At 68.1% G+C, this 12,720-nt stretch carries 12 protein-coding genes; 6 read left to right on the forward strand and 6 right to left on the reverse strand.

Annotation, left to right across the window (positions count from 1 at the left end; all coding sequences use genetic code 11):
• Positions 1 to 2 precede the first annotated feature (2 nt).
• The 4 genes from pgk (at position 3) to ASE87_RS05305 (ending at position 2,710) form a co-directional block, all read left to right on the forward strand.
• A complete protein-coding gene (pgk, locus tag ASE87_RS05290) occupies positions 3 to 1,214 on the forward strand; it encodes a phosphoglycerate kinase (RefSeq protein ID WP_056226472.1) in 1,212 nt (403 codons plus the stop codon).
• On the forward strand, positions 1,208 to 1,996 hold the full coding sequence (tpiA, locus tag ASE87_RS05295) for a triose-phosphate isomerase (protein WP_056226475.1): 789 nt from the start codon (positions 1,208 to 1,210) through the stop codon (positions 1,994 to 1,996). The genes pgk and tpiA overlap by 7 nt, the downstream gene beginning before the upstream one ends.
• A 106-nt stretch (positions 1,997 to 2,102) precedes the next feature.
• Positions 2,103 to 2,354: a preprotein translocase subunit SecG gene (gene secG / locus ASE87_RS05300; protein WP_043595012.1), complete on the forward strand. Its 252-nt coding sequence runs from the start codon at positions 2,103 to 2,105 to the stop codon at positions 2,352 to 2,354.
• Entirely contained in the window at positions 2,354 to 2,710 is a 357-nt protein-coding gene (locus tag ASE87_RS05305; RefSeq protein WP_043595011.1) for an RNA polymerase-binding protein RbpA, read from the forward strand. Before secG ends, ASE87_RS05305 begins: the two co-directional genes overlap by 1 nt.
• 116 nt (positions 2,711 to 2,826) lie before the next feature.
• Here ASE87_RS05305 and pgl read toward each other — a convergent pair whose 3' ends face one another.
• The 6 genes from pgl to tkt form a co-directional block, all read right to left on the reverse strand.
• Complete coding sequence (gene pgl, locus ASE87_RS05310) at positions 2,827 to 3,597, reverse strand: 6-phosphogluconolactonase (protein ID WP_056226478.1); 771 nt, start codon at positions 3,595 to 3,597, stop codon at positions 2,827 to 2,829.
• 15 nt (positions 3,598 to 3,612) lie between these two features.
• Positions 3,613 to 4,560: a glucose-6-phosphate dehydrogenase assembly protein OpcA gene (locus ASE87_RS05315; RefSeq protein WP_056226481.1), complete on the reverse strand. Its 948-nt coding sequence runs from the start codon at positions 4,558 to 4,560 to the stop codon at positions 3,613 to 3,615.
• On the reverse strand, positions 4,557 to 6,092 hold the full coding sequence (zwf, locus tag ASE87_RS05320; RefSeq protein WP_043595008.1) for a glucose-6-phosphate dehydrogenase: 1,536 nt from the start codon (positions 6,090 to 6,092) through the stop codon (positions 4,557 to 4,559). The genes ASE87_RS05315 and zwf overlap by 4 nt, the downstream gene beginning before the upstream one ends.
• A gap of 116 nt (positions 6,093 to 6,208) precedes the next feature.
• On the reverse strand, positions 6,209 to 7,804 hold the full coding sequence (locus tag ASE87_RS05325) for a glucose-6-phosphate isomerase (RefSeq protein WP_056226484.1): 1,596 nt from the start codon (positions 7,802 to 7,804) through the stop codon (positions 6,209 to 6,211).
• On the reverse strand, positions 7,801 to 8,928 hold the full coding sequence (gene tal / locus ASE87_RS05330) for a transaldolase (RefSeq protein ID WP_056226487.1): 1,128 nt from the start codon (positions 8,926 to 8,928) through the stop codon (positions 7,801 to 7,803). Before tal ends, ASE87_RS05325 begins: the two co-directional genes overlap by 4 nt.
• A 25-nt stretch (positions 8,929 to 8,953) precedes the next feature.
• Positions 8,954 to 11,047: a transketolase gene (gene tkt / locus ASE87_RS05335; protein ID WP_056226490.1), complete on the reverse strand. Its 2,094-nt coding sequence runs from the start codon at positions 11,045 to 11,047 to the stop codon at positions 8,954 to 8,956.
• Between the two features lie 281 nt (positions 11,048 to 11,328).
• On the opposite strand from tkt, the gene ASE87_RS05340 reads away from it, so the two are divergent.
• Together ASE87_RS05340 and ASE87_RS05345 are read left to right on the forward strand one after the other, a co-directional pair.
• Positions 11,329 to 12,252, forward strand: coding sequence for a heme o synthase (locus ASE87_RS05340; protein ID WP_043595004.1), 924 nt, complete (start codon positions 11,329 to 11,331; stop codon positions 12,250 to 12,252).
• Positions 12,253 to 12,303: 51 nt separating this feature from the next.
• A complete protein-coding gene (locus tag ASE87_RS05345) occupies positions 12,304 to 12,720 on the forward strand; it encodes a GNAT family N-acetyltransferase (protein WP_056226493.1) in 417 nt (138 codons plus the stop codon).

Genomic DNA, 12,720 nt, shown 5'->3' on the forward strand with positions numbered 1-12,720 from the left:
CCATGAGCCTGCGAACCCTCGATTCCCTCGGTCCCTTGTCGGGCAAGCGCGTCATCGTCCGATGCGACCTCAACGTCCCGCTGAAAGACGGTGAGATCACCGACGACGGACGCATCCGTGCCTCCCTCGAGACCCTGGACCTGCTGATCAACCAAGGGGCGAGGGTGGTCGTCATCTCGCACCTCGGTCGCCCCGACGGTGAGGCCAAGGCCGAATACAGCCTGCGACCGGTCGCTCAGCGACTCAGCGAACTCCTCGGCAAGAGCGTCGGCTTCGCATCGAGCACCGTCGGTGACGAGACCAGCGCAGCGGTCGCCGGTCTGACCGACGGTCAGATCATGGTGCTCGAGAACCTCCGCTACAACGCTGCCGAGACGTCGAAGGACGAGTCGGAGCGTCAGGAGTTCGCTCGTCGCCTGGCCGAACTCGGCGACGTGTTCGTCTCCGACGGCTTCGGCGTCGTACACCGCAAGCAGGCGAGCGTGTACGAGCTCCCCTCTCTCCTCCCGAGCGCCGCGGGCACGCTGATCTCCCGCGAGCTCGAGGTCCTCGACAAGCTGACCGAGAACCCCACGCGGCCCTACACCGTGGTCCTCGGCGGCTCGAAGGTGTCCGACAAGCTCGGCGTCATCGAGCACCTGCTCCCGCGGGTCGACAACCTGCTCATCGGCGGCGGCATGCTCTTCACGTTCCTCGCCGCCCAGGGGCTCCCCGTCGGCAAGAGCCTGCTCGAGAAGGACCAGCTGGACCGGGTCCGTGGCTACGTCGACGAAGCCGCGCGTCGGGGCGTCAACCTCGTCCTCCCCGTCGACGTGGTGGTCGCCTCGTCGTTCAGCGCCGATGCCGACCACACCGTGGTCGCCTCGGACGGCATCGAGTCCTCTCCTCTCGGCGCGGATGCCCTCGGGTTGGACATCGGTCCCGAGACGGCGGCCCGTTTCGCCGAGACCGTCCAGACGTCGTCCACGGTCTTCTGGAACGGACCCATGGGAGTCTTCGAGTTCCCGGCGTTCGCACACGGCACCAAGGCGGTCGCCGAGGCTCTCACGCATGTCTCAGGTCTCGGTGTCGTCGGCGGTGGCGACTCCGCCGCGGCGGTTCGTGCCCTGGGCTTCACGGACGACCAGTTCGGCCACATCTCCACCGGTGGTGGAGCCAGCCTCGAGTTCCTCGAGGGCAAACGACTCCCCGGACTGGAGGTCCTCGGATGGTGACCACACGCACCCCCCTCATCGCCGGCAACTGGAAGATGAACCTCGATCACCTGCAGGCGATCGCGTTCGTCCAGAAGCTCGCCTGGTCCCTCAAGGACGCCAAACACGACTTCGACTCGGTCGAGACCGCGGTGTTCCCGCCGTTCACCGATCTCCGCAGCGTGCAGACCCTGCTCGACGCCGACAGGCTCGAGCTGGCTCTCGGGGCCCAGGACCTCTCCGCCCACGATTCCGGTGCCTACACGGGCGAGGTCTCGGGGCAGTTCCTCGCCAAGCTCGACGTACGCTTCGTCCTGGTCGGGCACTCGGAGCGCCGCACGCTCCATGCTGAGGACGACGAGGTCGTGGCGACGAAGGTCGCCGCGGCTCACCGGTCCGGCCTCGTACCCGTGATCTGCGTCGGTGAGACGGCCGACGACCTCGAGCAGCACGGTCCCAGTGCCGTTCCGGTGGCCCAACTCCGTGCGGCGCTCGCCCAGGTGCCCGCCTCCGCGGAGATCGTCGTGGCCTACGAGCCCGTCTGGGCCATCGGGTCCGGGCAGGCCGCCACGGCCGAACAGGCCGAACAGGTCTGCGCCGCGCTGCGGGCAGCCCTGGTCGACGTCATGGGTTCGGAGTCCGCCGCAGCCACCCGCGTCCTCTACGGCGGATCGGTCAAATCCACCAACATCGCGTCCTTCATGCGTGAGCCCAACGTCGACGGAGCCCTCGTCGGTGGGGCGAGCCTCGACGTGTCCGAGTTCGCCAGCATCGTCCGCTTCCAGGCACACGTCGGCGTCTGAGCCGCCGGGCGCGTCGGTCATCGGCGCCCGTCCGACTCGACCTGCCGGGGCGACGGCCTCTCGCGGTTATACTGTTCAGCGGTCTCACCGCATCGAAAGGTCCTACGTGGAAATTCTCCAGGTCATCCTGCAGGTGTTGCTCGGCATCACGAGCCTCCTGTTGACCCTCCTCATCCTGCTCCACCGCGGCCGTGGTGGCGGTCTCTCCGACATGTTCGGCGGTGGCGTCACGAGCAACCTCGGGGCGTCGGGTGTCGCCGAGCGCAACCTCAACCGCATCACGGTCTTCTTGGGTCTCGTCTGGATCACCTGCATCGTGGTCCTGGGTCTCATCACCAAGTTCGCGGCGGTCAGCTGATGGCCTCGGGCGGTAGCGCAATCCGTGGCTCGCGCGTCGGCGCGGGTCCCATGGGTGAGCAAGATCGTGGCTTCCACGCTGAGCGGATCACCATCTCGTACTGGGATGCCCTCGGCAACGAAGTCGTCCGTCACTTCGCGGCCAACGTGCCCGACGAAGAGATCCCCGAAACCGTCGACTCGCCCTCGAGCGGACTGCCGGCAGGGCGCGACAAGGCCAACCCGCCGACGGTCGCGAAGCTCGAACCGTACAAGACGCACCTCGCGTACGTGAAAGAGCGACGGACCGAAGAAGAAGCCGAGCAGCTGCTCGAAGAGGCACTGCAGCAGCTGCGCGTTCGACGCGGCAAGGCCTGACCCAACCGAGCGCGCCTCCTGGTGTCCCGACACCGAACATGACGAAGGGCCCCGCAGCCGTGAGCTGCGGGGCCCTTCGTCATTCGGTCCGGGGCAGTTGCACCCGCGGTGGTGACTCAGTAGGTCGAGGCGATCAAGTTCTCGGGCACCTCGGCCGCCGCGTCCCGATCCACGAAGAAGACCGTCCGCTTGCGTCCCTTGACCCCTGCCACCGGCACCTGGTCCGCGCCGGCACCCGCCAGGGCGAGCCCCAGCGACGAAGCCTTCTCGGCTCCGGCGAGGATCATCCAGACGCGCTGCGAATTGTTGATGACCGGCAGGCTCAACGTGAGGCGTACCGGCGGGGGCTTGGGGGAGTCGTCGATCGTGAGCACGGTCGGCTCGAGCTGACGGATCTGTGCCTTGTCGGGGAACAACGAAGCGACATGGCCATCGGGACCGACGCCGAGGAGCGTGATGTCGAAGCGGGGGGCCGCGTCGTCAGCCTGTGCGTGCTGCAACAACTCGTCGCGGTAGGCGGCGGCTGCCGCCTCGACGTCGTCGAAGTCGCCCACCGCACCGAAGCGGTGGACGTTCTCGGGCAGCAACCCGATGTGGTCGAGCAAGTCGACGCCTGCCTGGGTGTCGTTCCGATCCGCGTCACCTGCGGGGACCCAACGCTCGTCGGCCCACCAGATCGAGACCTTCGACCAGTCGACGCTGTCACGTGCCGGCGACGCGTTGATGGCCGCCAGCACGAGCGTGCTCACCGAGCCTCCGCTGACGACGACCGACGCGTAGTTCTGCTCTTCGAGCACGTCGATGATCTTGGTGATGAACCGGGCGGCCACGGAGGCACCCAGTGATTCTTTGTCGGGGTGGACCAGCACCCGGCGTTCGTTCGTCACGGTTCTCTATCTGCTCTAGTTGCTCTGGACGGGTTCGCTCAGTTGGCCGACCCCGTGTCTCACGACGTTCCCGAACAGGTCGTCGGGGTCGAGTCTACGGAGTTCCTCGGCCAGGCAGTCGCGCAGCGAGCGGCGTGGCAGCGCCAGGTCGTGCGTGGGCTGACCCGGTTGGGTCAGCGTCGCGACGTCGTCCAGGGAGCGTTCGAGGACGATCGATCCGGACGCGCGGACGAGTCGCACTCCGTGGATGCCGCTCGAGCCGGTCGCCCGGGTCGTCAAGTCGCCGTCGACCGGAACCTGGAGCTGCAGACGCAGCCAGGCGGCCAGGAGGAGCGTCGAGGGGGAGTCGGGCGCCCCGGAGACGCCGACCTCGGTGACCGACTCGTAGGGCGGCTGGTCGAGCACCGCGGCGAGCTGTGCCCGCCACAGGGTGAGGCGGGTCCAGGCGAAGTCGGTGTCACCGGGGGCGTAGCTGCGGGCGAGGTCGATGATCGACTGGCGCGGGTTGGACTGACTCGCGGCGTCGGTGATGCGCCGTTGCGCGATGCGCCCCAGGGGAGACTCCGAGACGACGGGAGGCGCGGTCTTGGGCCACCACGCCACGACGGGAGCGTCGGGGAGCAGGAGCCCCGTCACCAATCCCTCCTCGTCGCTCGCGGTCTCACCGTAGGCCCGCAGCAAGATGACCTCGCTGGCGCCCGCGTCACCGCCCACGCGGATCTGGGCGTCGAGTCGCCCGTCGACGTCGTCGAGATCGGTCGACGTGGACACGACGATGACCCTCATGGGGTGCTCGCGTGACGCGTCGTTCGCGGCCTCGATGGCTTCTTCCTCGTCGCCGAGACGAGTGGAGATGATCAAGGTGAGGACGCGGCCCAACGCGACCGCGCCTCCTTCTTCCCTGATCTTGACCAGCGTCTTCTGGACGCGGCTGATGGTGCTGTCGGGCAGGTCGACGATCACGGACGCCTCCAGGTACGGCCGTCACGGGCCATGAGTTCATCGGCGGAGGTGGGGCCCCACGTGCCGGGTCGGTACTGCTCGGGCTGGCCCTGGGTGGCCCAGAACTCTTCGATCGGGTCGAGGATCTTCCAGGAGAGCTCGACCTCCTCGTGCCGAGGGAAGAGGGGTGGGTCGCCCAGGAGCACGTCGAGGATGAGGCGCTCGTAGGCCTCGGGGCTCGCCTCGGTGAAGGCGTGTCCGTAGCCGAAGTCCATGGTGACGTCGCGGACCTGCGTACCGATGCCGGGCACCTTGGACCCGAATCGGAGGGTCACTCCCTCATCGGGCTGGACGCGGATCACGAGGGCGTTCTGCCCGAGTGACGTCTGGGTTCCGAAGATGTTCTCGGGCACCTGCTTGAAGACGACGGCGATCTCGGTCACGCGACGCCCGAGCCGCTTTCCGGCCCGGAGGTAGAAGGGCACGCCCGCCCACCGCCGGGTCGCGATCTCGAGCTTGATGGCGGCGAAGGTCTCGGTCGTGCTCTCGGGGTTCATGCCCTCTTCGTCCAGGAAGCCGAGGACCTTCTCCCCACCTTGCCACCCCCCGGCGTACTGACCCCGAGCCGTGCCCGTCGCGAGGTCGGCGGGCAGACGGACGGCCGAGAGGATCTTCTCCTTCTCGGCCCGGAGGTCGCGGGCGGCGAACGTGACCGGCTCTTCCATCGCCGTCAGGGCGAGGAGTTGGAGGAGGTGGTTCTGGATGACGTCGCGGGCGGCCCCGATGCCGTCGTAATAGCCGGCGCGACCACCGACGCCGATGTCCTCGGCCATGGTGATCTGGACGTGGTCGACGTAGTTCGAGTTCCAGAGGGGTTCGTACATCTGGTTGGCGAACCGGAGCGTGAGCAGGTTCTGCACCGTCTCTTTGCCGAGGTAGTGGTCGATGCGGAACACACTGTCGGGCTCGAAGACCGTCTCGACGACGGCGTTGAGTTCGCGGGCCGTCTTGAGGTCGGAGCCGAAGGGCTTCTCGATGACGACGCGTCGCCACGCGCCGTCCTTCTCCTCGGCGAGCCCGGAGTTGCGGAGCTGCTCGGTGACCATGGGGAAGGCCTTGGGCGGGATCGAGAGGTAGAACGCGTGGTTGCCCATCGTGCCGCGTTCGCGGTCGAGCTCTTCGATGGTGTCCTTCAGTCGCGCGAACGCATCGGCGTCGTCGAAGACACCCTGGACAAAACGGAACCCCTCTTTGAGCTGACGCCAGACGTCTTCGTCGAACGGCGTGCGCGCGTGGTCCTTGACGGACTGATAGACGACCTGCTCGAAGTCCTGGCCCTCGAACTCTTGACGGGCGAATCCGACCAGCGCGAAACCGGGCGGCAACAAGCCCCGGTTGGCGAGGTCGTAGACGGCGGGCATGAGCTTCTTGCGGGAGAGATCACCCGTCACACCGAAGATGATGAGACCGCTGGGGCCCGCGATGCGGTTGAGACGTCGGTCGGAGGGCAACCGCAACGGGTTGGACTCCGGCGTGATCGGCACCGGTGACATGGGGTTCCGTTCTGTGGTTCGAGGGGCGATCGGGTCGAGGACGGGTGAGACCCACGGAGACCACCCGGGGGCAAGACGAAAGGGCCGGCGCCCGTGAGGACGCCGGCCCTTTCGGCTCAGCGGAGTGCGGCGGTGATGACCGGCAGCGCGGCGGCCACGTCGGTCACCGTCAGCGTGAGCACGGGACGACCGTGCTCGGCCAGGACCTTGGCGTCACCGGCGGCCTGTGCCTGCACGAGCTGCCCGAACGTGAACGGGCTCTCGGGGATCTCGAGGTCGGTCGCGGGCACCTGCGTGATCTGAAGGAAGACGCCGTTGGCCGGGCCGCCCTTGTGGTACTGACCCGTCGAGTGCAGGAAGCGCGGCCCCCACCCGAAGGTGACGGGACGCTGTGTGCGTGCCGCGAGCAGATCACGGATCTCCTCGAGCTGCGGGTTCGCCACGCGATCCACGTATGCCTGGATCGAGACGTAGCCGTCATCGCTCAGGTGCGAGAGAAGCGCGGCGACGGCCGACTCGAGAGAGTCGCCCAGTTCGATGCCTCCGACCTCGCGGACCTCGACGCCCTCGGCCGTGAAGGCCGGGGGAGTGGGCTCGGGTCGGTCGTCGAGCAACGCCCGCGTCGCGACCTTCGCCGACTCGACGTCGGGCTGGTCGAACGGGTTGATGTCGAGCAGACGCCCGGCCACCGCGACGGCGTACTCCCAGACCATGATCTGACCGCCGAGCGAACCCGAGATCTCGACCTCGCCGGGCGCGACCTCACGGGTCTCGTCGGCGTTCGCCACGAGACGCACGACCTGCACGTCGTGGAGGCCCGCCGTGATCTCGGGGGCCGAGGTGCCGATGACGACGGGGAGCAGGCCGCGACCCTGTTTGCCGGTCGACTCGGCGATGAGCTGCTCGGCCCAGTCCGGGAACCCCACGATGTGGGTGCCGTCGGCGACGATCGCGATCTTGTCGCGCAGGGGTGAGGTGCCCGCCAGGACGGCACCCAGCACGAGGCCCGGGTTGTCGGCGCGGTCCTGGGCCAGCTCGACCGTCACGGCGTCGGCCTCGGCGAGCAGCTCGCGGATGTCGGCACCGGCCAGGCCGGACGGCACGAGGCCGAACGCCGACAGGGCCGAGTAGCGCCCGCCGATGTTGGGGTCGGCGTTGAAGACGCGGTAACCGGCCTGACGGGCCTGCCCGTCCAGGGGCGATCCGGGATCGGTGACCACGACGATGCGCTCGACGGGGTCGATGCCGGCGTCGGTGAACGCCTTCTCGAACGTCTTGCGCTGGCTGGCCGTCTCGACGGTCGAACCCGACTTCGACGACACGACGAGCACGGTGCGCTCGAGACGGTCGGCGAGGGCCGTGAGGACCTGACCCGGCTCCGTCGCGTCGAGCACGGTGAGCTCGACGCCGTAGGTGCGGGTGATCACCTCGGGCGCGAGCGACGAGCCGCCCATGCCCGCGAGCACGACGTGGTCGACGCCCTTGGCAGCGAGCTCGTCGCGCAACGAGTCGATCTCGTCGAGCAGCGGGGTCGAGACCACGACGGCCTCGGTCCAACCGAGTCGTTTGGCGGACTCGTCCTCGGCGTCAGGGCCCCACAGGGTGGGGTTCTGCGCCGTGATGCCCGAGGCGACGAGGTCGCTCACGAGCGTCGGGACGACCGCCTCGACCGCCTGCGCCGCGTCTCCGCTGGCAGCGATGGTGATGGTCACTTGGACTCCCCGGCGGGCTTGGCTGCCTCGAGGGCCGCGGTGACCGTGTCGAGCAGTTCGTTCCACGACACGATGAACTTCTCGACGCCCTCCTTCTCGAGGGTCTCGGTCACGTCGTCGTAGGACACGCCCTGCGCGGCGATCGCGTCCATGGTCTCGTTGGCCGAGGCGTAGGAGGCGCTGATCGTGTCGCCACGGATCTCACCGTGGTCGAAGGTCGCCTCGAGGGTCTTCTCGGGCATCGTGTTGACGACGTCCTGGGCGACGAGCTCGACCACGTAGGTGGTGTCGAGCACGGCGGGGTCCTTGACTCCGGTCGAGGCCCAGAGGGGGCGCTGCTTGTTGGCGCCGGCAGCGAGGAGGCCCTTGGCCCGCTCGGTGTCGAAGGCCTGCTGGTACACCTCGTAGGCGAGCTGAGCGTTGGCCACGCCGGCCTTGCCCTTGAGGGCCTTGGCCTCGTCGGTCCCGACCGCGTCGAGGCGCTTGTCGATCTCGGTGTCGACGCGCGACACGAAGAACGAGGCGACCGAGTGGATCTCGGAGATGTCGATGCCCGCGGCCTTGGCCTGCTCGAGACCCGTGAGGTACGCGTTGATGACGGCGCGGTAGCGCTCGAGGCTGAAGATCAAGGTCACGTTGACGCTGATGCCCTGGGCGATGACCGCCGTGATGGCCTCGAGACCCTCGACGGTCGCCGGGATCTTGATGAGGGCGTTGGGGCGACCGACCTTGGCGGCCAGCTTGACCGCCTGGTCGATGGTGCCCTGCGCGTCGTGCGCGAGACCGGGCTCGACCTCGATCGACACGCGGCCGTCGAAGCCGTCCGTCGTGTCGTAGAGCTCACGGAAGATGTCGCAGGCACGGGTGACGTCGTCGGTGGTGATCTCGAAGACGGCGTCCGTGACGCTGACGCCGGTCTTCGCGAGCAGGGCGACCTGGTCGTCGTAGGCCTCACCCTTGGCGAGAGCCGAGGCGAAGATCGTGGGGTTGGTGGTGACGCCGACGACGTTGCGCTCGGCGATCAGCTTCTGCAGGCCTCCCGCGTTGATGCGCTCGCGCGACAGGTCGTCGAGCCAGATGCTCACGCCGGCGGCGGAGAGCTGTGCGGTGTTCGAATCAGTCATGTTCTTCTTCTTCCTTCGTCGACGCTCAGAGAGCGGCGATCGAGTCCTTGGCGGCGGCGACGGCGGCTTCGGTCGTCATGCCGAACTGCTTGAACAGCGTCTTGTAGTCGGCCGAGGCACCGAAGTGCTCGATCGACACGCTGCGACCGGCGTCACCGACGATGCCGCGCCACGGCATGGCCACACCGGCCTCGATCGAGACGCGAGCCTTCACGGCGGCCGGGAGGACCGCCTCCTTGTACTCGTCGCTCTGCTCGTCGAACCACTCGATGCTCGGAGCCGAGACGACTCGGGCGTTGATGCCCTCGCCGCGCAGGACCTCACGGGCCTCGACGGCGATCTGCACCTCGGAACCCGTGGCGACGAAGATCACGTCGGGCGTTCCGCCCGGCGCCTCGGCCAGGACGTAGGCACCCTTGGCCACGTTCTTCGCCGACGCGAAGGTGTCGCCCTCGGCGTCACCGGTGCCGCGCTCGAAGACGGGCAGGTTCTGACGGCTGAGCGCGATGCCGGCGGGGCCGTGGTGGCGCTCGAGGATCGTCGCCCAGGCCCAGGCCGTCTCGTTGGCGTCGGCGGGACGCACGACGTCGAGGTCGGGGATCGCCCGCAGCGACGCGAGCTGTTCGATCGGCTGGTGCGTCGGACCGTCCTCGCCCAGGGCGACGGAGTCGTGGGTCCAGACGTAGATCGCCGGAGACTTCATCAGGGCCGCGAGGCGGACCGCGGGGCGCATGTAGTCGCTGAAGATCAAGAACGTGCCGCCGAACGGGCGCGTGTTGCCGTGCAGCGTGATGCCGTTGAGGATGGCGCCCATCGCGTGCTCGCGGATGCCGAAGTGCAGCACACGACCGTAGGGGTCGCCGCTCCACTCGTCGGTCGACCACTCGGTGGGGACGAACGACTTCGAACCCGTGATCGTCGTCAGGTTCGACTCGGCCAGGTCGGCCGAGCCGCCCCAGAGCTCGGGGACCACACCGGCGAGGGCGTTGATGACCTTGCCCGAGGCGGCGCGGGTGGAGACGTCCTTGCCGGCCTCGAAGACGGGGAGCGCTTCTTCGACGCCCTCGGGGAGCTCGTTCGCGAGGATGCGGTCGAGCATGACCTTCTTGTCGGGGTTGGCCGAAGCCCACGCGGCGAGCTTCTCGTCCCACTCGGCGTGCTGGGCCTGTCCGCGCTCGACGGCCTTGCGGGTGTGCTCGAGGACGGCGGGGTCGACGTCGAAGGACTTCTCGGGGTCGAATCCGAGGACCGACTTGAGGCCGGCGACCTCGTCGGCACCGAGGGCCGAACCGTGGATCTTGCCGGAGTTCTGCTTCTTGGGCGAGGGCCAGCCGATGATCGTCTTGAGGATGATCAGCGAGGGCTTGTCGGTGACGGCCTTGGCCCTCTCGATGGCGTCGTGCAGTTCGGCGACATCCTCGACGTACTCGCCGGTCTTCTTCCAGTCGACGACCTGGACGTCCCAGTCGTAGGACTCGAAGCGCTTGTGGACGTCCTCGGTGAAGGCGATGTTCGTGTCGTCCTCGATCGAGATCTGGTTCGAGTCGTAGATGGCGACGAGGTTGCCGAGCTTCTGGTGCCCGGCCAGCGACGCGGCCTCGCTCGTGACGCCCTCTTGCATGTCGCCGTCACCGGCGATGACGTACACGAAGTGGTCGAACGGGCTCGTGCCGGGTGCGGCGTCGGGGTCGAACAGGCCGCGCTCGAAGCGGGCGGCGTAGGCGAAGCCCACCGAGCTGGCGAAGCCCTGGCCCAGCGGACCGGTGGTGATCTCGATGCCGTCCGTGTGGCCGTACTCGGGGTGGCCCGGGGTCTTCGAGCCCCAGGTGCGCAGGGCCTCGAGGTCGTCGAGCTCGAGACCGTAGCCGCCCAGGTAGAACTGGATGTACTGCGTCAGCGAGCTGTGGCCGACGGACAGGATGAACCGGTCGCGACCGATCCAGGTGCTGTCGCTCGGGTCACGACGCATGACCTTCTGGAAGAGCAGGTAGGCGGCGGGCGCCAGGCTCATCGCGGTGCCGGGGTGACCGTTGCCGACCTTCTCGACCGCGTCGGCCGCGAGGACGCGGACCGTGTCTACTGCTTTGTTGTCAATGGATTCCCATTGCAGATCTGCCACTGGAAGTTGACCCTTCTTGATGCGAACTGCGCGGGGTCGATTCGCTCCCGCGCTGACGTGCGCCTGCCGAGACGTCGTCGGCTGGGTCGCACACACGCCGGGGCGGAGATCGGGACGGTTCGTCCGGTGATTCGGGACCGAGAGGGCGTACGACTGGCAAGCACCTGCAAGTATAGGGACGAACCCCCTTCTCCCGTCCGCATCGGCCGAGGGTTCGCCGTCAGCGTCGACGTTCATCGCCTAGACTCCTTGGGCAAACCGTTCGTCTCGTTAGAGGACTCATGACCGCAGCCGTTGACATCCGCCCCGACACGTCACCCCGGGGCTTCCGTCGCAAGGCTCGGGCGTACGTCGCCCTCACGAAGCCCCGCGTGATGGAGCTCCTGCTCGTCACCACGGCGCCGACGATGTTCCTGGCCCAGGGGGGCATCCCCAACCTGTGGCTCGTCGCCGCGACGCTGATCGGTGGGGCGCTGAGCGCCGGCTCGGCCTCGGCCTTCAACTGCTACATCGATCGTGACATCGACCGCATCATGAAGCGGACGCAGGGCCGACCGCTCGTGACCGGTGAGGTCAGCGACCGCGAGGCGTTGATCTTCTCGTACGTCGTCGGCGTCGCGTCGATCGTCTGGCTCGCCCTGACGGTCAACCTCCTCTCGGCGGCGCTGTCGCTCGGAGCCATCCTCTTCTACGTCGTCGTGTACACCCTCTGGCTGAAGCGTCGCACGCCGCAGAACATCGTGTGGGGCGGCATCGCCGGGTGCATGCCGGTGCTCATCGGCTGGGCCGCCGTCACGAACGACCTGTCGTGGTCGGCCGTCATCCTCTTCATGGTCATCTTCCTCTGGACGCCGCCGCACTACTGGCCGCTGTCGATGAAGTACCGCGACGACTACGCCGCGGCCGACGTCCCGATGCTCGCCGTGGTGCGCGGCCGGTCCATCGTCGGCTTGCAGGTCATCCTCTATGCCTGGGCAACCGTGGTCTGCTCGTTGATCCTCGTCCCCGTCGCCGGCATGGGCGTGCTCTACACGGTCGTGGCCCTCGCCAGCGGCGCCTGGTTCGTCTGGGAGTCGCACCGGCTCTACAGCCGAGCCATCCAGCACGTCGCCGAGGTCCGGCCGATGCGCGTCTTCCACAGCTCGATCACGTACTTGACGCTGCTGTTCGTCGCCGTCGGCGTCGACCCCCTGCTCCCGTTCTAGCCTCGTGAGCCCCTTCGACTGGATGGTGCGTCCGGCGCGCCCTTCGACTGGATGGTGCGTCCGGCGCGCCCGGACGACGTCGAGCCGCTGACCGAGCTGAAGCTCGTCGTCCTGAGGTCCGAGTTCGAGCGTCTCGGCATCTGGAACCCGCCGCGTCACCGTGCGCGCTTCGTGCGCGAGTTCATGGCCGACGAGACGCGGGTCGTCGAAGGCGACCAGCGCCTCCTCGGCTGCATCGCCCTGCATCCGGACGGCGACACGACCTGGCTACGCCACTTCTACTTGGCCGAGGAGGCGCGAGGCCAGGGCATCGGGACAGCCCTGCTCACCGAGGCGATCGGCTCGGTCACCACGGGGTCGATCACCCTCGACGTGCTCACCGGAAGTCGTGCCGTGTCGCTCTACGAGCGCACGGGGTTCGTCGTCGTCGACCAGGACGACGTCGACACCGTCATGCGTCGCGACTAG

The organism is Frigoribacterium sp. Leaf44 (genome assembly GCF_001421865.1).
Taxonomy (GTDB): Bacteria; Actinomycetota; Actinomycetes; order Actinomycetales; family Microbacteriaceae; genus Frigoribacterium.

Coding starts and splice junctions, on each gene's coding strand:
- pgk (WP_056226472.1), top strand. CDS start 3: ATGAGCCTGCGAACCCTCGATTCCCTCGGTCCCTTGTCGGGCAAGCGC.
- tpiA (WP_056226475.1), top strand. CDS start 1,208: ATGGTGACCACACGCACCCCCCTCATCGCCGGCAACTGGAAGATGAAC.
- ASE87_RS05305 (WP_043595011.1), top strand. CDS start 2,354: ATGGCCTCGGGCGGTAGCGCAATCCGTGGCTCGCGCGTCGGCGCGGGT.
- zwf (WP_043595008.1), bottom strand. CDS start 6,092: ATGTCACCGGTGCCGATCACGCCGGAGTCCAACCCGTTGCGGTTGCCC.
- tal (WP_056226487.1), bottom strand. CDS start 8,928: ATGACTGATTCGAACACCGCACAGCTCTCCGCCGCCGGCGTGAGCATC.
- ASE87_RS05340 (WP_043595004.1), top strand. CDS start 11,329: ATGACCGCAGCCGTTGACATCCGCCCCGACACGTCACCCCGGGGCTTC.
- ASE87_RS05345 (WP_056226493.1), top strand. CDS start 12,304: ATGGTGCGTCCGGCGCGCCCGGACGACGTCGAGCCGCTGACCGAGCTG.